We start from the raw sequence: 19907 nt of genomic DNA on the forward strand, positions 1-19907 counted from the left end.
AAGCGCCGCCCACTCGACGACGGTTTCCACCCACTCGACGACGGGTTTCCACCCACTCGACTTCAGGGGCGTTTGCGGCGCGGTTGCCAGACCACCAGGGCGCTGGTCCGGGGCACGGGGACCAGCTCGCCACCGGTGCGGCGGCGTGCCGCACGCTCGGCAGCAAGTTCGTTTTCCAACTCCCGCACCCGCTGCTGCAGGGCGTCGACGTGATTTGTCAGGTCGATGATCCGTTTGATGCCTTCGAGGTTGACGCCCTCGTCTTGGGAGAGCCGCTGCACCTCGCGTAACAGGTCGACGTCGCGTCGCGAGTAGCGCCGTCCCCCACCGGCCGCCCGCTGCGGACGCACCAGACCCAGCCGGTCGTAGGTCCGCAGGGTTTGCGCGTGCATCCCCGCCAACTCGGCGGCCACCGAGATCACGAACACCTCGTCGCTGCGCTGGGTGTCGCTGCGGGGGGTGTCGTCGTTGTCGCCGATGGTCATCACGCACCCCATCCGGCTCTCGGGTCGAACCCGGCGGCGCGCTCGGCCTCGGCGTAGTCACGCAACCGGTCCAACGACGTGTGGTCGAGGTTGGTGGGCACCTTCACCCGTACGGTGACCAGCAGGTCACCGGCCCCACCAGCGCGTTTGGTCACGCCTCGACCCCGCACGCGCAGGGTTCGGCCCTCGGAGGTGTTGGGTGGGATCTTGACCCCGACGGTGCCCTCCAGGGTGGGCACCGACACGGTGGCACCCAGCACCAGCTCGGTGAAGCTGACCGGCAACTCGACCTTCAAATCGTTGCCCGACCGGGTGAACACCGGGTCGGGGCGCACGGTGACGGTGACGTAGAGGTCGCCCGAGGGTGCGCCACGCAGACCGGCTTCACCCTGCCCAGCCAGCCGGATACGCTGCCCGTCCTCCACCCCCACCGGGATGCGGACGTTGATGGTGCGGGTTCGCACCGACACCCCGTTGCCTGAGCAGTCGGGACACGGATCATCGATGCGCGAGCCGGTGCCCTGACAGTCCCGGCACGGTTCGCTGAATCCGAAAGCACCCTGGTTGCGGCTGACCACACCGGCGCCGTTGCAGTTGGGGCACACCCGTGGGCTGGTGCCGGGTTTGGCGCCGCTGCCGTGACAGGTGGTGCACGGCGCGGGGCTGGTCAGCGACAACGAGCTGGTGGTGCCCCGTGCGGCATCGCGGAAACTCAGCGTGGTGGTCGCCTCGAGATCGTTGCCACGCCGGGGACGGCTGGTGGTGCGTGGCGAGCGGTTGAACAACCCGCCGAACAGGTCACCGATGCCGTCGCCGCCACCGGCCCCGCCGAACAGGTCGCCCACGTCGAAGCCACCGACGTCTCCGCGACCGGGCGAACCACCGAAACCGTTGGGCGCACCCCGGAATCGGCCACCGGCGAACATGCGGCGGGTTTCGTCGTACTCCTTGCGCTTGGCCGGATCCGACAGCACGCTGTGCGCCTCGGACACCCGCTTGAAGCGCTCCTCGGCGGCGGTGTCGCCGGGGTTGGCGTCGGGATGCAACTCGCGCGCGAGCTTGCGGTAGGCCTTTTTGATCTCGTCAGGCGTAGCAGTGGAGGAGACGCCGAGGTCGGCGTAGAAATCCTGTTCGAGCCATTCACGCTGGGGAGCCATCGGGCGTCACCTCCTTGGGTGAGTTGAAACCGGGTGAGTCGGGACTGGGTGGGTCCAGACCGGGGTGGGTCGAGACCGGGGTAGGTCGAGACTGAGTTAGTTGAGCCTAGGGGAGTCAGGTGCGAGAAGCCGCGTCGGTGCGCCCGAGTGTGGTCAGGCGCACCGACACGGTGCGTCCGCTACGCGTTCTCGCCGGCGGTGGCCTCGGCAGTGTCGCCCCCGCCGGGCGCGCCGTCGGTGACGGTGACCATGGCGGTACGCAACAGACGGTCGCCGAGGCGATACCCCTGCCGATACACCGCGCCGATCACCGGGGTGCCGCCGTCGCCGTCGTTCTGCACGGCCTCATGCAGCTCGGGGTCGAACGGATCACCCGGAGCACCAAACGACGACACGCCCTGCGCGGACAGCGTCTCGACGATCTTGTCGGCCACCGCACGCAGCGGTCCCGATTCGAGATCGCCGTGCGCGCGGGCCCGGTCGAGGTCGTCGAGGGTGGGCAGTAGCGCGTTGATCAACGCCGCCTTACCGCTCTCGACCGCCCCAAGACGCTCCCGGTCGGCACGCCGCCGATAGTTGGCGTACTCGGCCTGCAGGCGTTGCAGATCGGCCAACAGCTCGGCCTCCTTCGCCGACTGTGCGGCGGCCGGATCGACTGAATCCCGTTCAGTCGCAGCCTCGTCGGCTTCGACTGATGCATCGTGAGCGGTGTCGGCCACCGCCTCCACATTCTCCTCGGTGTCGCCGGGCGTGGCGACGTCCTCGGGCACGCCCGGATCGGCTTGGCTCACTTCTGATCACCCGGGGTGGACTCGTCGACCACTTCGGCGTCGACCACGTCGTCGGCCGCACCGGCGGCACCTGGGGCGCCCTCGGCACCGCCCTCGGCAGCGGCGTTGGCGTAGATGGCCTGACCCAGCGCCTGCGACTCGGTGGACAACTTCTCCACCGCCGACTTGATGGCGGCCAGATCGGTGCCCTTCAGCGCGTCCTTGGCCTCACCGATGGCACCTTCGACCTTTTCCTTGGCGTCGGCGGGAACCTTGTCCTCGTTCTCCTTCAAGAACTTCTCGGTCTGGTTCACCAACGACTCGGCCTGGTTACGGGTCTCGGCTTCCTCGCGACGCTTGCGGTCCTCGTCGGCGTGGGCTTCGGCGTCCTTGATCATCCGGTCGATCTCGTCCTTGCTCAGGCCCGAACCGTCCTGGATGCGGATGGTGTTCTCCTTGCCGGTGCCCTTGTCCTTGGCGGTGACGTGCACGATGCCGTTGGCGTCGATGTCGAAGGTCACCTCGATCTGCGGGACACCCTGCGGCGCGGGAGCGATCCCGGCCAACTCGAAGGAGCCCAGGAGCTTGTTGTGCGAGGCGATCTCGCGCTCACCCTGATACACCTGGATCTGCACCGACGGCTGGTTGTCCTCGGCCGTGGTGTAGGTCTCGCTGCGCTTGGTGGGGATGGTGGTGTTGCGCTCGATCAGCTTGTGCATCACGCCGCCCTTGGTCTCGATACCCAAGCTCAGCGGGGTGACGTCAAGCAGCAGAACGTCTTTCACCTCACCACGCAGCACACCGGCCTGCAGGGCCGCGCCCACGGCCACCACCTCGTCGGGGTTGACGCCCTTGTTGGGCTCCTGTCCGCCGGTCAACTCCTTGACCAGCTCGCTGACTGCGGGCATGCGGGTCGAACCACCCACCAGCACAACGTGATCGATGTCGCCGACGGCGATGCCTGCGTCCTTGACCACGGCCTGGAACGGCGCGCGGGTGCGCTCGAGCAGATCGGAGGTGATCTTCTGGAACTCGCTGCGCGAGAGCTGCTCGTCGAGGAACAGCGGGTTCTTGTCGGCGTCGACGGTGATGTAGGGCAGGTTGATCGAGGTGCTCTGACCCGAGGACAGCTCGATCTTGGCCTTCTCGGCCGCCTCCCGCAGACGCTGCAGGGCCATCTTGTCCTTGGTCAGGTCGATGCCGTTCTGCGCCTTGAACTTGTCCACCAGCCAGTCGACGACCCGCTGGTCCCAGTCGTCGCCACCGAGGTTGTTGTCGCCGGAGGTGGCACGCACCTCCACCACCCCGTCGCCGATCTCCAGCAGCGAGACGTCGAAGGTACCGCCACCGAGGTCGAAGACCAGGATGGTCTGCTCCTTCTCACCCTTGTCCAGGCCGTAGGCCAGCGCGGCCGCGGTCGGCTCGTTGACGATGCGCAGCACGTTGAGGCCGGCGATCTGACCGGCTTCCTTGGTGGCCTGACGCTGGGCGTCGTTGAAGTAGGCGGGCACGGTGATGACCGCCTCGGTCACCTCGTCGCCCAGATATGCCTCGGCGTCACGCTTGAGCTTCATCAGCGTGCGAGCGCTGATCTCCTGCGGGGTGTACTTCTTGTCGTCGATGTCGACGGTCCAGTTGCCTTCGCCCATGTGGCGTTTGACCGACCGGATGGTGCGGTCGACGTTGGTGACCGCCTGGTTCTTGGCGGGCTGACCGACCAGCACCTCGCCGTTGCGCGCGAACGCGACCACCGACGGGGTGGTGCGGGAGCCTTCGGCGTTGGCGATGACGGTGGGGTCGCCACCTTCGAGTACGGCCACCACCGAGTTGGTGGTGCCCAGGTCGATTCCGACTGCACGAGCCATGTGTTGCCTCCTTGATGGGTCACCGATCAACCTCGGCGACGGGTCGCTGTTGCCTGTGAGAAACCTCAGCGAGTACCGCTCAACTATTACCGAGTGTCGGGCGGTCCGTCAACTCAATTGAGTCTGCTTCGCTCAAGTCCGTCGAAGTGGTCAACGGAGGGTCGGCCCAGAATGTTCCCGACCGGGTGCCTGCGGGGATACCCTGCCGGGCGTGTGGGAGACCCTGACGCCGACCCGACGCGCCCAGATCGCCGCGCTCACCGCGCTCAGTGGCGCGTGCGCGGTCGCGTTCGTCGTGGCCCCCGGACTGCTGGCCGGGTCGCGCCCGCACAGCAGCGCCGCACTGACCGGGGCCACCGGCGATGCCATCGCCGGCTACGTCGCTGGCGGCCGATCGACGCTGTCTGCCGACCTCTCGGATCTGGTGGACTACTGGCAGCGATATCACCTGATCAAGGCCGGGTGTGCCGGGCTGGCACTGATCGCCGCAGCCGGCATCGTGGTCATGCTGTGGCGTGCGCGCCGGGCGGGCGATGCCACCCGCACAAGCGGTGCCGGTCTCATCGCCGCAGCGGTGTTCGCCGCCGTCGCGACGGTACTGCTGATGGCCAACGTGCAGGGCGCCCTCGCGCCGCTGGCCTCACTGTTGTCGATGCTGCCCATGTCTGATCCCACCGTGACCGGCACGGTGGTGCGGCTGCGAGCCGAGTTGACCGGAGCCACCCCTTCGGCGCCGCTGTCGGTGCTGATCGACGATTTCGCCCGCTATCACCTGGTGTTGGCGATCGCAGCCGCCGTGGTCGCGCTTGCCCTGGGTGTGATCGCTCTGCGCGTGTGGCGCCACGCCCGGCTGCTGGCAGTGGTGCCATCACTGCTGGGCGCGAGCACCGTCGTGCTGGTGATCGCCAACGTTGGCACCGCCGCCCACCCCGCACCGGCGCTGTTGGGCTTCCTCACCGGCGGCTGATCCCGACAAATCGCCACACACGCCCTAGCATCTGTCGGTGATGACCATCTCGAAGGCATTCGTGGCACGGTGCGCGACGATCCTGAACACCCCGCTTCGCACGCGCACCACGGTGATCATCTCGACGGTGGTGATCGTGACCGCTGTGATGGTCGGATCGATTGCGCTGCACCAGCATCGAACCGACCGCACCGACGCGCCGCGCCCGGTGGCCCAGGTGCGCGACCCGGCGCCGGCACCGAGCGTCCGCCGATTCGACTACCTGCCGGGCGGCGATCGCACACAGGACTACGGCGACCTGTACCTGCCCGCGGGCGAGCACCGAGCCCGGTCGGTGCCGTTGGTGGTGCTGATCCACGGTGGCGGGTGGACCGCGCGGTTCGGCGCTGACACCGTGGAGCAGATGTCGCGAGTGCTGGCCGCACGAGGCCGGGCGGTGTTCACCATCGAGTACCGGCGGATCGGGTCGGGCGGTGGCTGGCCGACCACCTTCTCCGATGTGGCGGCCGCACTGAACTATGTGCCCACCCTGGGCCGCGAGGAACCAGCCGTGAACATCGACGACGCGGTGGTGGTCGGCCACTCGGCCGGCGCGCAACTGGCCGTCTGGGCCGCCACCCGCAACAGCAGCTCGGTGGGTCCGGCGCCCACCTGGCGCCCCGCGCGGGTCGTCTCGCTGGCCGGACCGCTGGACATGACGGTGGCCGCGAACTCCGGCGACAGCCGCGTGACCCGAGTTTTCGGCGGCAGCCCGACCCAGGTGCCTGAGCGCTACCGCGCAGTCGATCCCGCCCAGAACCTCGATCCGGGAATCCCGATCACGGTGGTGCACGGAACCGCCGACACCGTGGTCAGCCCCTCCCAGGCCACCACGTTCACCGCCGCGGCACGGGCCGCCGGCGTCCCGGTCACGCTGGTGTTGCTACGCGGTCGAAGTCACTCCGCACTGGTGACGGTCGGGTCAGGTGCGTTCAGCGACGTCCTCGACGTCATCCTCGGCGCACGCTGAACCAACGGTCTGGGCTCAGAGCCCTGACAGTGCGCTCACAGCACACTCCCAGGTTGGTTACGCATGCTCATCACATGCGTCCACCAGGTAATTTCCTTTCCGCTGGTAGCGTCCGGGCCGTGTTCGCGCCAGCCGAGGTGGTCCGATGACAGCCGCCCTCACCACAGCGCCCATCCTCACGACCACTACGCGCACGCGACGGGCACATCTACATCAGCTCGACTTCGTACGCGGCAGCACCTTCCTGATGGTCATCCTGCTGCACACCCTCACCAACACCAACGACGAGCAGACCAGCGTGCTCACCAACGGGTTGGGCATGTGGGGACACTTCACGCGCAACGCGTTCTTCTTCCTCACCGGCTTCGTGCTGATGTTCGGCACCTACGACAAGCCCGACTTCTCGGTGCGTTCGTTCTATGCGCGCCGACTCAAGTTGGTGGTGATCCCCTACCTGGTGTGGTCGGTGGCCTACTGGGCCTACGCGGTCATCGCCGCCGACGGCCCCAGCGCACTGCCGTACTCGCTGCACTCGCTGTCCGAATCGTTGACGTGGGGAACCGCAGGTTTCCACCTCTACTTCATCTTCGTCATCGTGCAGTTCTATCTGCTGTTCCCGCTGATCCGGATCCTGCTGCGCGCCACACGAAATCACCACATGGCCCTGGTGGCGGTCAGCTTGGCAGTACAACTTGTCACCCTCTACGTGTTCACCCAGACCACCCCGCCGGCCGGAACCTGGTTGGCCACCAACTGGTGGCATGCCTACGCCACGTTCCTGCCGTATCAATTCTTCGTCATCGCCGGTGCAGTGGCCGCAGTCCATCGCGATCGTTTCGACGCGATGATCCGAGGACGCGGTGGGCTCATCGTCGCCGGGCTCATCCTGGCCGGCGCCTTCGCCGTCGGGGCGTTCATCTACGAGATCAACTCGGGGACAAAGCCGATCGACGCCAGTTCGGCGCTCAACCCTTGCCTGCAGCCGCTGATCATCATGCTGATCGTGTCGATCTATGCCGCAGCACTGTGGTGGTCGGATCGGCGCGAACGCACCCCGCGGTTCAACGCAGTCGTCGACTACGCGTCCAACCGCTCGTTCGCGATCTTCCTGTCCCACGTGCTGGTGCTGCAGTTGCTGGTCCTGCCGCGCGGGACCGGGCCTGCCCACGGGTGGTTCCAACAGCACCTCGGTGCCCCCTGGGCGACACTGGTGGTCTATCTGCTGACCGTCATCGGCACCCTCGGGCTGGCCGAGCTGTTGCGCCGCTCCCCTGGCGCGCTATACCTGACCGGACGGCCGCGGGTCCGCCGTTGCTGAAAACGCCATCGTGGCACCTGATGGAGGGGAATGTTCCCTCGACCGGTGCCTACCGCGAAGATTTCAGCAGCAGAGCCGGCCGGGTCGGCAGGGGTGAAACAGCTCACCCACCTGTGTGGTTAGGCTGACCTTCACTGCGCGAAGCGGGTGGTAAGTCGTACCGTTTAAGTCATTACTGACCGGGTGCGACATGCCGATGCACCCCGTTGAGAAAGGCTGGTACGCCGTGAGCGCCACCACCATCACCATCGGTGCGATCGCCGCAACGATCAGTGTGTTCTGCTGGGCGATCTTCTTCTCGGGTGTGTGGACGATGATTCGCACCATCGCCCAAGGTCAACGGGACACCACCCGCCTGACGCCGGTCATCCCGCGCTTCAAGCAGATGATGATCGAGTTCGTCGCGCACACCCGGATGGTCAAGTTCCGCACCGTCGGCTGGGCGCACTGGCTGGTGATGATGGGCTTCCTCGTCGGCTTCCTGCTGTGGTTCGAGGCCTACGGTCAGACCTTCAACCCCAAGTTCCACTGGCCGCTGTTCGGCGACACGTTCGTGTGGCACCTGCTCGACGAGCTCCTCGGCATCGGCACCGTGGTCGGCATCAGCGTGCTCATCGTGATCCGTCAGCTCAACCACCCACGCACCCCCGAACGGTTGTCCCGGTTCTCCGGGTCAGGTTTCACCGCCGCCTACTTCGTCGAGGGTGTGGTGCTGCTCGAGGGTCTGGGCATGGTGTTCGTCAAGGCAGGCAAAATCGCCACCTACGGCGATGCCCACGCCGGTTCGGACTTCTTCACCATGCAGGTGGCCAAGCTGCTGCCGGCCAGCCCGCTGATGGTGTCGATCTTCGCTGCGGTCAAGCTGCTCTCAGGCATGGTGTGGCTGGCCGTGGTGGGCCGCAAGATCACCTGGGGTGTGGCCTGGCACCGGTTCTCGGCGTTTTTCAACATCTACTTGAAGCGTGAGGACGACGGCGGGGTGGCCCTCGGTGCGGCCAAGCCGATGATGTCGCGCGGCAAGGTCCTGGTCATGGAGGACGCCGACCCCGATGTCGACGCGTTTGGCGCAGGCAAGATCGAGGACTTCTCCTGGAAGGGCTGGCTGGACTTCACCACGTGCACCGAGTGCGGTCGCTGCCAAAGCCAGTGCCCGGCGTGGAACACCGGAAAACCGTTGTCGCCCAAGCTGTTGATCATGTCGCTGCGCGACCACGGGTACGCCAAGGCCCCGTATCTGATGGCCGGTGGACGCACCGACGCCGCCGGTGACGAGGTGGGTCTCGTCGACGCCGACGGCAAGCCGGACGAGGCCAAGCTGGCCAAGATTCCAGCCGAAGCCCGCGCCGAGGCGGCTCGGCCGCTGGTGGGCCCCAGTGACGGTGTGCCCGGCGGCGGTGTGATCGACCCGGAGACCCTGTGGAGCTGCACCAACTGCGGCGCGTGCGTGGAGCAGTGCCCCGTCGACATCGAGCACGTCGACCACATCATCGACATGCGTCGCTACCAGGTGCTCATCGAGTCCGACTTCCCCTCCGAGCTGGCGGGTCTGTTCAAGAACCTGGAGAACAAGGGCAACCCGTGGGGCCAGAACTCCAAGGACCGCACCAACTGGATCGACGAGATCGACATCGACATCCCGGTGTTCGGCCAGGACGTCGACACCTTCGAGGGCTTCGAGTACCTGTTCTGGGTCGGCTGCGCGGGCGCATATGAGGATCGTGCCAAGAAGACCACCAAGGCGGTTGCCGAGCTGCTCGACATCGCCGCGGTCAACTTCCTGGTCCTGGGCGAGGGCGAGACGTGCACCGGCGACTCGGCGCGCCGCTCGGGCAACGAGTTCCTGTTCCAGATGCTGGCGCAGCAGAACATCGACACCATCGGCGAGGTGTTCGCCACCGCCCCCGCCCAGCGCAAGAAGATCGTCGTCACCTGTGCGCACTGCTTCAACGCGTTGGGCAAGGAGTACAGCCAGCTCGGCGCACAGTACGAGGTGGTACACCACACTCAGCTGCTCAACCGGTTGGTGCGCGACAAGCGCCTCATCCCGGTGGCTGCGGTCAGCGAAACCGTCACCTACCACGACCCCTGCTTCCTGGGGCGTCACAACAAGGTCTACACCGAGCCCCGTGAGCTGATGGCCGCATCCGGCTCGGCGCTCAGTGAGATGCCGCGTCACGGCGAACGGTCCATGTGCTGTGGTGCCGGTGGCGCGCGCATGTGGATGGAGGAGTCGCTGGGCAAGCGCATCAACCTCGACCGGGTGGACGAGGCCTTGAGCACCCTGGACTCCTCGGGTGACAAGCCGCAGAAGATCGCGACCGGCTGCCCGTTCTGCAAGGTGATGCTCAGCGACGGCACCACGGCCAAGACCAGCGGCACCGCCCTGGAGAACAAGGTCGAGGTGGTGGACGTGGCCCAGCTGCTGCTGGAGTCGGTGACCCGTGGGGCCGCCGAGGTCAAGCGTGGTGGACGGTTCCTGGGTCCGGCACCCTCGGCCACTCCCGCCGCTGCGACCGCGACGGCCACGAAGACCGTCGAGGCGCCTGCGGCTGCTGCACCGGCGGCTGCGGCACCGGCCGCGGCCCCCAAGCCGAAGGTGGGTCTGGGCATGGGTGCCGGCATGAAGCGCCCCGGTCAGGCTGCGGCGGCAACTCCAGCGACCGAGACACCCACGAGTGAGACGCCCGCCGCACCTGCCCCGGCGAAGTCGGCCGGGTTCGGTATGGGTTCGGGCATGAAGCGTCCCGGGCAGGCTGCAGCCGCAGCTCCGGCCACCCAGACATCCACGGCCGGGACACCGAAGGCGGAGACATCCAAGGCCGAGACACCGAAGGCGGAGACACCGACGAGCGCGGCCCCCGCAGCACCCGCTCCGGCGAAGTCGGCTGGGTTCGGTATGGGTGCCGGCATCAAACGCCCCGGTCAGGCAGCTGCCGCCCCCGCCACACCCGCCAAGGCCGCACCAGCCCAGCCTGAGCCGGCCAAGCCTGAGCCGCAAGCACCGAAGGCTGAAGCCCCGGCGGCTCCGGCGTCGGCCACTCCCGCTCCCGCCAAGGCCAAGGGTTTCGGGATGGGTGCCGGAATCAAGCGTCCCGGTCAGGCCGCCGCTCCCGCACCGGCCGCGGCGCAGAGCAACGGCACGGCGCAGAGCAACGGACACGCCGAGTCGAACGGCACGGCGGCAACCAACGGACACGCCGAGTCGAACGGCACGGCGGCAACCAACGGTGGGGCCGATACCAATGGTGCGGCCGCACCGACGGAATCCGCGCCCAGCGAGTCCGGCAACCCCGACGATCGGGCCGTAACGGAAGCGATCCCTGCGAAATCCTCTGGTTTCGGCATCGCAGCGGGTAAGAAGCGGCCCGGACAGCGGTAATGTCAGCGGCGGGAAGCGCTCGGTCTGAGTCCGGAACGGGTCACGGTTACGCTTCCCTCGAGGGGACGGCGTCCGTGGTCGCGCGGACCTGACGCGCCGGAGGACGGGAGGGGCCCATGGCTGCGAGACCAGGGACGGTTGGGCCGGTGCTCCCGTTCGCCTCTGATGACGACTTCCGCAGCTACGCCGCGCACATCCCCAACGACCGGTTGGCTGTCATCGTCATCCGTCTCGAGTCGTCGGATCGGGTGGCCGCCGCCTACGGGTTCGGTACGTCCATCCAGGTCCGTGGGGCTGCCCTCGACGCCATCGCGCAGGTCGTCATCGGGCGTGCCACTGTGTTGGTCGGCCCGTCGGGCAAGGGCTGTCTGCTGGTCAACGAGGGTGAGGACAGCTTGCAGACGGTGATCACCGACATCGCTGCCCGGCTGGCTGCCACCGTCACCGTCGACGGCGTGGATTATTTCGTCGAGTCGCACATCGGGGTGGCGTGCGCGGGCGACGGCTTCACCGACGATCCCCGCGACACGTTGCAGGCCGCGTTGGCGGGGGTGCACACCGCCGTCACGTCTGGTGCCCACATCGCCTACGCGTCGGACCTGTCGATCGGGGATCTGCGGGAGGAGATCGCGTTGGCCGCCGAGCTGGCCAATGCGGTCGGTGAGGCGTTCACGTTGCACTATCAGCCGATCGTCGCCCTGGACACGCTGGCCGTGGTGGGTTACGAGTCGTTGCTGCGGTGGACGGTGGATGGTCGGGTTCGGCTGCCCGGCGAGTTCCTCGACGCCGCCGAGGAGACCTCGCTCATCGTGCCGATCGGCCGGTGGGGAGTGGCTGAGGCCATCCGGCAGCTCGGTGAATGGCAGCAGGCGAGCGACGACCGAGCGCTGTTCATGTCGGTGAACTTCTCGTCGCAGCAGCTCTATGACCGCGATCTGCCCAAGCTGGTGGCCCGGGCCCTGGCCGACGCCGGTGTCCCCGGCTCTGCGTTGTGGGTGGAGGTCACCGAGCGCGACCTGATCGCCGCTGATTCGCCGGCCGCACAGACCATCGCTGAACTCGATGCGATCGGCTGTGTGATCTGTGTCGACGATCTGGGCACCGGGTACGCCGCGCTGCGCTACATGGTGGATCAGCCGGTGCGGGTGGCCAAGATCGACCGATCGTTGATCACCGACATCGACATCGACGTGACCAAGCGGACCATCGTCGAGGCGGTGTGCCAGTTGTCGTCCACCCTGGACATCTACACGGTCGCCGAGGGTGTGGAGCAGGAGTCGCAGATCGACCTGCTGCGGGCCATCGGTTTCACCCACGCCCAGGGCTACTACTTCGGCCGTCCTCAGCCAGCGGACGAGGTGCGGGCTCGCTGAGAGCACCCCCTCCCCAGACCCCCGCACAATCGTTCGGACTGGTTAGGATATCGGCGGAACCAACCAGGTCTGGCGACCGTCCTAGGTGAGAGTGGTCGGGACCCGCAGAAGGGATGGCGCGCACATGCAGGGCGAATCGGGGTCGCAGGCCGGTGCATGGCTGGCGGGCCAGCTGCTGGCGCTTGCAGATGACGCTACGCGGCTGTCTACGGTCGCTCTGGGTGTGCTGCCTGCCGCCGATCGGATCACCAACGCTCTGATGACGGCAGGGGGGGTGTCGCTTGTGAGCTGAGCGCGCTGAGCGCACGGCTGGCATCCACTGCGACCCCTGGGGTTGCGCAGGTCGGTCCGTTTACTGTTCCCGGAATCGGTTTCGCAGTGGGTTGTGCTACGGCCGACAGTCTGCGTGCCGCTGTCGACTCGGTGGACGCCACTGCGATCGACTCCGCTGCGGCCGCGTGGCAGCGCCTCACTGATGACATCACCACTGCCACCGACGATGGTGAGCGTTCATTCGGTGCCGGTCCGACTGCCGATGTCCACGCTCAGTTGGTTGTCGCCGATCTCCGATCTCTGGCCGCACGGAGTGCGCTGGGTGCGCGTCTACTGGGAGCCATCGGTTCAGGCGTTCGACGTCTTGACGCTGAACTGTCTGTGCTGGAACAGGATTGGGCTGCAGCGCAGGTGCTGCTGGCCTCACCCGCGATGGCGGCAGCGTGTGCCGGTGTCCTGGAGGTGCATCAGGCGAAGTGTCGGGACGCTGCAGCGCGAACGTACAACGCGGCGGTGGCACGCTGGGAAAGCCTCGCGGCTGCGGGGGTGGGTCGGTGACCGCGGCAGCCGAATGGCAGTTGAGCACACGGGAGTTCCGATTGTTGTGGGATGGCGAGCACGGTGCCCCGTATCCATCCAGCCTGCTGTGGACCGTTGCGGACGATCCTGGACACGAGATAGACAAACGCAATCGGATCGCCGCGTTGCAGCGAAATCTCACGTCGGGGCAACGCGAAGCGTTGGCTGTCCTCACCCATCCGACGTATTCGCTGTTCATTGTGGGAATCGACGATGGGAGAGATCTTGCCGACCCAAGCCATCACCTCCGACTGTGCGCGGCCTGGGGTGGTGGCGACTACGGCTACATCGCCCGCCAAACTGTCAGCGGAGACGCGGCGTGGGGCGGACAGATCACCCTCACCAGACATGAGACGTCGACCTGGACTGCGGCGGTGGTCGGCCAACTACCACCCGGTGCAGGGGCCGGGCGGTTGCCACTGGACACCGCTGTACAGGTGGACATGATGACCGCAGGTGGGGAAACACTGCTCACCACGGTGGTGTCTGCACCCGGCACTGCGGGTGGCCAGTTCCGCAGCGATGTGGCTCCCAGCACGTGCGGCACCATCTGGATCCAAGTGGGGTCGATCACTGACGGCTACCCGCCCAGCCGAGTGGAGGCGCGGTACCGCGACATCCCCGGCGACGGCCGCTACCTGCTGATCTTGGACGACCCCGGTGCAGCCATGGGCGTCGACCGTACCCAGTTCACCAAGATGCTCAACCGCGTCATCAATGCCACCCGCACCCGCCACAAGGCCAGAGCCGCGTCATGATCAGAGGAGACCGTGTGACAGCCCGATCGTCCACCCGCCGCCGAGGATTCGCCCGCGTGGCGATAGTGCCCATGGCGGTGACCTGCCTGATCAGTGCCGCCTGCGGGTCAGACACCTCGGGCACCGCCAACACCACACCCTCGTCATCGGTAGCACCGTCTGCGCCGGCCTCGACGACCATCAAGCTGCCGCCTGGCATCGCCAAAGACTCACCCCAAGACCTCAACTCCACCAAAGACATGACCGGCGTGGTCACCACCGTCCCCGGCACCAAAAGCATCTACATCGACTACCTGCCCGACGTATGCAAATTCATACCCGATTCGGTCGTAACACAGCTGGGGGCGGTATCGAAGGAGAAGGCCTTCAATCGACCCCGACTCGTCCTTCAATCATGCGTTTTCGGCGCACCTGATTCCGCCTTCGGACTTATCGCAGGCGTATACATCAATAATATCCAGGAGTTGATAGGAAACTCCGATAATAGAATTCTGAACCCGAGTTTGAAGCTTACCGACAAAATCACGGCCGTGCTCTACCAGGATACGAATCTAGACCTACCCGATGGCCGCGGGAACGAGAATTGCCGAGTGTCATGGGGAACATTCTACGGCACAGCGGATGTCGAAGCTCGCTCAATACCGGGTTATAGATCGAATCCTTGCGAACGCGTCGTTGATGCGGCTCGTAAGATTGCCCCATATATGCCTACACGTCCTGCCCAAATGAGGAAATAGAAATGACCACCTCCGGATCCGTGACTTTCAACCCTGAAGCGGCCGCCACCTTGGTTAAGGCAGCAAGCACATTTAGGGATTCAATCACCAAGCTTCAAGCAATTGCTGGACAGCTCGCAAAGATCCAGGGATGCGGAACGTTTCCCTCTGGGAGCGCGATTGCGAACGGATTGAAGCTGCTGGGTCAGGTCGTCAACGAGATGATCAATCGACTACAGGCCTCTCTCGGAGCGATCGAGGCCGCCATCAAGGCTGCTGGGGGTTTGATCCAGGCCCAGGATGATGAAACCAAGCGGGCTGTGCAGAACGCTCCGCATAAGCCAGCGGTTCCGATGTTCCCGGGTGGAGTGCCGGCAGGTACGCCGGTCAATCCGAACACCACCGTCAGCCAACAGATGTACAAGATGATGACGGGCCAGGATGCGCCGAAGCCCGTGGGCCGTACCGACGGCAAGCAGGCCGGCATGTTTCCGCTGGATGCCTCCCCGGAGCCGTCCGCGGCGTTGACCCTCGACGACATCGTGGCGCACCTCAGTTCCGCCGACGGCGATTTCTTGCTCACGTTGAGTTCGCAGTGGGGTGATGTCGCACAGGGTCTCACCGATTCGATAGCCCTGTTCAACGGCGCCTTCCAGTCGATCCTCACCACGCCTGGGATGTGGACTGGCGACCTTGCAACTCAGATGAAGGCCAGCCTCACGACGTTCACCACCACCACCGGCGCCATCGCCGACCAGGCACTCAACAACGGTTCATCGATTCTGGTCTGGGGCCTGGGCGTGTCGGGCACCAAATCGACAGTCGACAACCTGGCCGCCACCAGGACCACGGCCATCGCCGCCGCACCAGCCGAAACCAAGTTGCTGGTGAAAGACAATTTCGACCAGATGGCCCGGCAGGCCATGGAGGCCCACTACAACCCGGCCGTGTCAGCAATCTCCGGGGGGCTGGTCAACCTGTCCGACCCGCAAAGCCCTGTGTTGGGAACCCCGTTGCTGCTGCCCGGTATGACCCCTCAGGGATCCAACGGCTCCAACCCGCTGGCTGCTGCCCCGGTGTTCACCAACGGCGGTGGCGGCGGTGGGGGTGGCGGCGGAGGTGGGGGTGGCGGCGGTGGAACGTCATCCACCAAGAACACCCCGACGGGCACTCTGCAGAAATCGGGAACCGGAACTCCACCACCCAGCACCACGACACCAACGCCTACTCCCACCCCCGGCCCATCGAAGTCTGGGCTCGGCGACCCGGTGAGCGGGGCGAATTCAGCACTGTCCAAGGCAGGTTCCGGTCTCGGTGGTGCGGGTCGGGGTGGAGCGGCGACGCGGGCGGCCGGTCTGGCCGCCGCTGAGAAAGCCGCCGCCGAGAAGGCCGCGAAGGCTGCGCTTGGTGGCAAGGGAGGCGGTGGCGGGGGTGGTCTCGGCGGCGGGGCAGGCGCCAAGGAACCCGCGCTGCAGGCCCGCGCCGGCGTGATGGGTGCAGCCGAGAAGATGGCGGCAGCCGAACAAGCCGCCATGTCCAACTCTCGGGCAGCTGCCGGAGGACCGATGGGTGCAGCCCCGATGGGCGCCGGCGCACGCCCAGGCGGCGAAGACGGCAAGGGCCACAAAGCCAACAAGTACCTTCACTCGAAAGAAAACGGCGAAGAGATCGTCGGTGAGGTGGCCGATGTGGCACCCACTGTCATCGGCGGCCTCAACCTCGATACCACCGACGACCGCCCGGTGAGAGGCCAATCACCGCGTCCGTGACGTGCTGACACAGATTCTGCAACCACTATCCGCCACACCCCCACAGTGAAGGAAGACCACATCAATGTCGGCCTATGACGATGACGACGACGAGTACGACTGGAGGGGCCCTTCACCCGCCTCACAGGCTGTCGAGGAACCGCAACCGATCATCAACCCGAATTATCTCGGCCTGGTGGAGATGGAGCTCGACGAACTCGGTTTACCTGTGCGGGTCAAGGCTGAACGCTCACTGCTTTCCTCAATCGATATCCACAATCTGTCAGCCGTATTCCTTGCCTGTTACCGCGAAGCGCTGTGGAAGATGGAAGCTCCAGTAATCGAGTCTGGGGACTGGAAGAATCTGGCGGCATTCCGCTCCGGGGAGCCAACCAGGGCCCTCGAGGGCTACTCGCCTACGCGAGCCGAAGACGGCTACCCAGTAGTCGTCGTTAAAGCGCGAAACTCCCTGATACGATCCATCCAATTCGACTTACACTGGGCGGCACGCTCAGAATCCTGGGTGATTGCCGAAGAATTTCGTGACGCCTGCCACCACATTTCACAGCAGCTCACCCCATTCACAAACTGACGGAGAGGATTCATTGCATTGTCCGATGATCTTAAGGTCCAGATCGAGAGCCTTCGAAAGGCCGCGGCAGCCTGGGATACAGCTGCCGCAAGCCTGAGCACAGCATCGACGAAATCTCAAGAGCTGCAACGCACACGAATCGAGGCTGGAATATTTCAGGTCTCGTATGACAAATACCGGACTACGGTCGACTATATTTCGCTACGAATGTCGGAGGGATCGATCAACGTATCAGAAATTGGCCACACTCTTCGCGCCGCCGCAGATACGTACGAGCGTGAAGAGTCCGCAGGGGCCCACAGGATCGGGGAGGCAGGCCAAAATGGGGGGCGGTAAGGGGACAGGCGCAGCCACCGTGAATCCGGCGGCGTTTGAGCGGGTAGTCGAGGAGATCAGGGAATCTTTTGAAAAGCTTGCGGATAAAATTGAGGAATCTGACGATGCTTTCGACAAGGCCATTCGGGTAATTAATGCTGGAGGGTTTGGGTTCGGAATCATCGGCGGGCTACTCTCGGGGAATTTGGCCGACAATCTCCGCGATAAGCAGAAGTCAGTCCAGAAAGGAATTGAGGAGCTACTGGAAAAGTTGAGAGAGGTGATCGTCGGATCGGCAGCACCACTTCTCTATATCCGCGACTCTCAATCGTGGCACTCGGTAGGGTCGAAGGTCCGCGAGGCGCGCAACGCGGACTTTGAGAATGGCGATCTCTCAGGCTACTGGGAAGGCTCCGCAGCAGACAGGTATCAGTCCTCACGAGGGAAACAAGGCACGGCCATGGAGACTGCAGAGGGCATCTGCAACGCTGCCTCAGATTTTCTGTCAACCGTTGGCCAAAGAGGCCTCGAAGCGTACATGGCCATTCAGTCCGCTCTTTTGGACCTCATCGCCGACTGGGCGGCTGCGATCGCGGAGATCCTGACCGTCGTTGAGTCACCATGGGGTGCACAAGACGCCATAAATGCCATCGCTTCTGGTTACAAGATGATAAATACTACTGTCCAAGAACTCATAAATGTGGCGATTACTGAGATAATCTCAGCAGATGCACTCACGAACTCGGTCAGCCAGCCGTATGGCTTCCCTGGAGATAAGTGGCCAAAGGCTGTAACCAACCAGTTCTCGGACGCGACAACCAAGGACGGGGACGGTTCCGGTTGGAAGCCTGCAGAATGAGGAATAGACTCATCGCCACGGTTTCGGGGGTCCTTCTTGCAGCGTCAGTTGCGCTTCCACACGCCGCCGCCGACACTTCTCAAGCCAGCTTGGTGTCCAAGCTATGTGACTTGTTGACCACGCTGCTCCGCGACCAGGTGCAGGTAACCGCCGGACCCGTGGTGGACACGCTTCCGCACGGCGACATGAACCGCACCATCACCGACCGGGCGCGGTGTGAGGTGATGGCAGGGCAACCCGGACAGTTTCAAGGCGCAGTCATCACATTGGTCAAGAAGCCACTGGATGTGACGTCGCCCGTCTTTCCGACGGGGTGGACACCGGTAGACCGCATCGACAACCCGAATCTGTCCGCCGCGTCGCAGCTGCGCAGAAACATCACTGCTGTCAGCGCAACCACACGCGTGTGGAGCGGCGCGATAATCCTTGCCTACCAGCCGCTCGGCCGAAACATCGAGCAGACTCCCACCAACGGCCCGCTGACCATCACGCAACTCACCGCCCTGTCGACGACCCTCGTCACGACCCTGGAGGCATTGAAATCGTGACGAGTAGGCGACACGCGTTTGCGCTGCTGGCGGCCATCGGCATCCTGTGTGCCGGATGCAGCCTGCGCCAAGACTCGGCCCCTGACGACAAGGACTCCCCCACGCGGGCCACCGTCGCCGAGGCATGTGCCCCCGCTGCGGACTACGCGCGCACACTGGCCGCGGCAGCGACACTCAATTACGTCCAGCAGCCCGACGCCCCGGCCGACGGCGCAAGTCCCTGCTCGGTGAAGAACGACGCTGCCACCACCGGCGAACTGTCGGTACTGAACGTGTCCTTCTACGAGGGTGACCCCGTGAAGGCGGAGCTATCCAATCCCATCCCTGGAGACCCGATCACCACCGACGGTCCAGTGGTGCAACGCCGCACGGCGTCAGGCGTCGAAGTACTGGTGCGATACGCCGGCCGGTCCGAAGTGCACCTGCAGGCGCGGTCACAGCTCTCCTTTGCCAAATGGACCCTCGCCATTCGCACCGAAGCGCCCGACGGGGTGACCCTACCGATAACAGACAGCCAGATCGACGCCGCAGCCCAAGGCCTTGCCAAAACGATCGCGATCCTCGACAAGCGGTAGCCCCGCGCACGGGCACGTGTCCTGCAGCGGCCAATCGGGCAGCTGGCCGTCCAAACCGTCGACTGTGCCGAAGCGCACTTCGCACTTTCGATCCACCCGAGACTCAGGTAGCGCAGGGAAGGGAAGCACGATGAAAGGCCACTTCGCCACAATGCTGTTGTTTTCCTCGAGAATTTTCGTGAGCGGCAGCTTAGTCTGGGCGGCACTGCAGACCAACAGCATTGCCGTGGCGTGCCTTCCCTTTGTCTGCACCATGGCAGGCTCCGCGGGGTGTCTCGCGTTGCTGAGATTTCATCCACAGCCTCGAACCCCGATCTACCTCACATTTACTTTCAGTCAACTACTGTGTTTCTCTTCATTCACAACTCTAACTCTCTTCGCAAACTCGGACCTCGGCGACTACTATGTCGTGTTCTACTCCATCGAGAACGCCTTGTTTGCGGTCACCCTAATATGTCTAGGCATTGCATTTCCGAGCTCACGCAAGCGCAAGATCAACGCGCGCCAGCAAGCCTGGCCACGGTGACACACCATCCAAAGCCTTCGACGCATCCGATACAGAGCCGCGCATGCGCCGTTGTACCGCCGCGCCCAACCGAGCGGCCGGGTCTACCCCTCGGT

The 19907-nt window shown here is 65.1% G+C and carries 18 protein-coding genes; 14 read left to right on the forward strand and 4 right to left on the reverse strand.

Annotation, left to right across the window (positions count from 1 at the left end; all coding sequences use genetic code 11):
• Positions 1-62 precede the first annotated feature (62 nt).
• From KIK15_RS05620 to dnaK, 4 genes are all read right to left on the reverse strand, one after another.
• On the reverse strand, positions 63-485 hold the full coding sequence (locus tag KIK15_RS05620; RefSeq protein WP_214243093.1) for a heat shock protein transcriptional repressor HspR: 423 nt from the start codon (positions 483-485) through the stop codon (positions 63-65).
• Positions 485-1642, reverse strand: a complete 1158-nt coding sequence (gene dnaJ, locus KIK15_RS05625) for a molecular chaperone DnaJ (protein WP_214243094.1) — start codon at positions 1640-1642, stop codon at positions 485-487. Before dnaJ ends, KIK15_RS05620 begins: the two co-directional genes overlap by 1 nt.
• Before the next feature lie 179 nt (positions 1643-1821).
• Positions 1822-2433 (reverse strand): nucleotide exchange factor GrpE, encoded by a 612-nt coding sequence (grpE, locus tag KIK15_RS05630; RefSeq protein ID WP_307851745.1) that lies wholly within the window; start codon positions 2431-2433, stop codon positions 1822-1824.
• The gene (gene dnaK / locus KIK15_RS05635) at positions 2430-4277 is read right to left on the reverse strand and encodes a molecular chaperone DnaK (protein ID WP_214243095.1); all 1848 of its coding nucleotides are present in this window, start codon (positions 4275-4277) and stop codon (positions 2430-2432) included. Before dnaK ends, grpE begins: the two co-directional genes overlap by 4 nt.
• 211 nt (positions 4278-4488) lie before the next feature.
• Here dnaK and KIK15_RS05640 point away from each other — a divergent pair, with 211 nt between their 5' ends.
• The 14 genes from KIK15_RS05640 (at position 4489) to KIK15_RS05705 (ending at position 19286) form a co-directional block, all read left to right on the forward strand.
• Positions 4489-5244 carry a hypothetical protein gene (locus KIK15_RS05640; RefSeq protein ID WP_214243096.1) on the forward strand — a complete coding sequence of 252 codons (756 nt, stop codon included), beginning with the start codon at positions 4489-4491 and terminating at the stop codon, positions 5242-5244.
• Between the two features lie 40 nt (positions 5245-5284).
• On the forward strand, positions 5285-6253 hold the full coding sequence (locus tag KIK15_RS05645; protein ID WP_214243097.1) for a S9 family peptidase: 969 nt from the start codon (positions 5285-5287) through the stop codon (positions 6251-6253).
• Positions 6254-6398: 145 nt separating this feature from the next.
• Positions 6399-7571, forward strand: a complete 1173-nt coding sequence (locus KIK15_RS05650; protein ID WP_214243098.1) for an acyltransferase — start codon at positions 6399-6401, stop codon at positions 7569-7571.
• A gap of 226 nt (positions 7572-7797) precedes the next feature.
• The gene (locus tag KIK15_RS05655; RefSeq protein WP_214243099.1) at positions 7798-10950 is read left to right on the forward strand and encodes a heterodisulfide reductase-related iron-sulfur binding cluster; all 3153 of its coding nucleotides are present in this window, start codon (positions 7798-7800) and stop codon (positions 10948-10950) included.
• A gap of 116 nt (positions 10951-11066) precedes the next feature.
• Positions 11067-12323 carry an EAL domain-containing protein gene (locus KIK15_RS05660; RefSeq protein ID WP_214243100.1) on the forward strand — a complete coding sequence of 419 codons (1257 nt, stop codon included), beginning with the start codon at positions 11067-11069 and terminating at the stop codon, positions 12321-12323.
• A 423-nt stretch (positions 12324-12746) separates the two neighbouring features.
• Complete coding sequence (locus KIK15_RS05665) at positions 12747-13154, forward strand: hypothetical protein (protein ID WP_214243101.1); 408 nt, start codon at positions 12747-12749, stop codon at positions 13152-13154.
• A complete protein-coding gene (locus tag KIK15_RS05670; RefSeq protein ID WP_214243102.1) occupies positions 13151-13933 on the forward strand; it encodes a hypothetical protein in 783 nt (260 codons plus the stop codon). The genes KIK15_RS05665 and KIK15_RS05670 overlap by 4 nt, the downstream gene beginning before the upstream one ends.
• A 56-nt stretch (positions 13934-13989) precedes the next feature.
• On the forward strand, positions 13990-14670 hold the full coding sequence (locus tag KIK15_RS05675) for a hypothetical protein (RefSeq protein ID WP_214243103.1): 681 nt from the start codon (positions 13990-13992) through the stop codon (positions 14668-14670).
• Between the two features lie 170 nt (positions 14671-14840).
• On the forward strand, positions 14841-16418 hold the full coding sequence (locus tag KIK15_RS05680) for a hypothetical protein (RefSeq protein WP_214243104.1): 1578 nt from the start codon (positions 14841-14843) through the stop codon (positions 16416-16418).
• Positions 16419-16482: 64 nt separating this feature from the next.
• Positions 16483-16989 carry a hypothetical protein gene (locus KIK15_RS05685; RefSeq protein ID WP_214243105.1) on the forward strand — a complete coding sequence of 169 codons (507 nt, stop codon included), beginning with the start codon at positions 16483-16485 and terminating at the stop codon, positions 16987-16989.
• A gap of 18 nt (positions 16990-17007) precedes the next feature.
• Entirely contained in the window at positions 17008-17325 is a 318-nt protein-coding gene (locus KIK15_RS18855; protein ID WP_214243106.1) for a type VII secretion target, read from the forward strand.
• Entirely contained in the window at positions 17267-18163 is an 897-nt protein-coding gene (locus KIK15_RS05695) for a hypothetical protein (protein ID WP_214243294.1), read from the forward strand. The genes KIK15_RS18855 and KIK15_RS05695 overlap by 59 nt, the downstream gene beginning before the upstream one ends.
• Positions 18164-18276: 113 nt before the next feature.
• Positions 18277-18711: a hypothetical protein gene (locus KIK15_RS05700; RefSeq protein ID WP_214243107.1), complete on the forward strand. Its 435-nt coding sequence runs from the start codon at positions 18277-18279 to the stop codon at positions 18709-18711.
• Positions 18708-19286, forward strand: a complete 579-nt coding sequence (locus KIK15_RS05705) for a hypothetical protein (RefSeq protein ID WP_214243108.1) — start codon at positions 18708-18710, stop codon at positions 19284-19286. The genes KIK15_RS05700 and KIK15_RS05705 overlap by 4 nt, the downstream gene beginning before the upstream one ends.
• Positions 19287-19907: the final 621 nt, after the last annotated feature.

This window comes from Williamsia sp. CHRR-6, assembly GCF_018474015.1.
In the GTDB taxonomy this organism is placed as follows: Bacteria; Actinomycetota; Actinomycetes; order Mycobacteriales; family Mycobacteriaceae; genus Williamsia_A.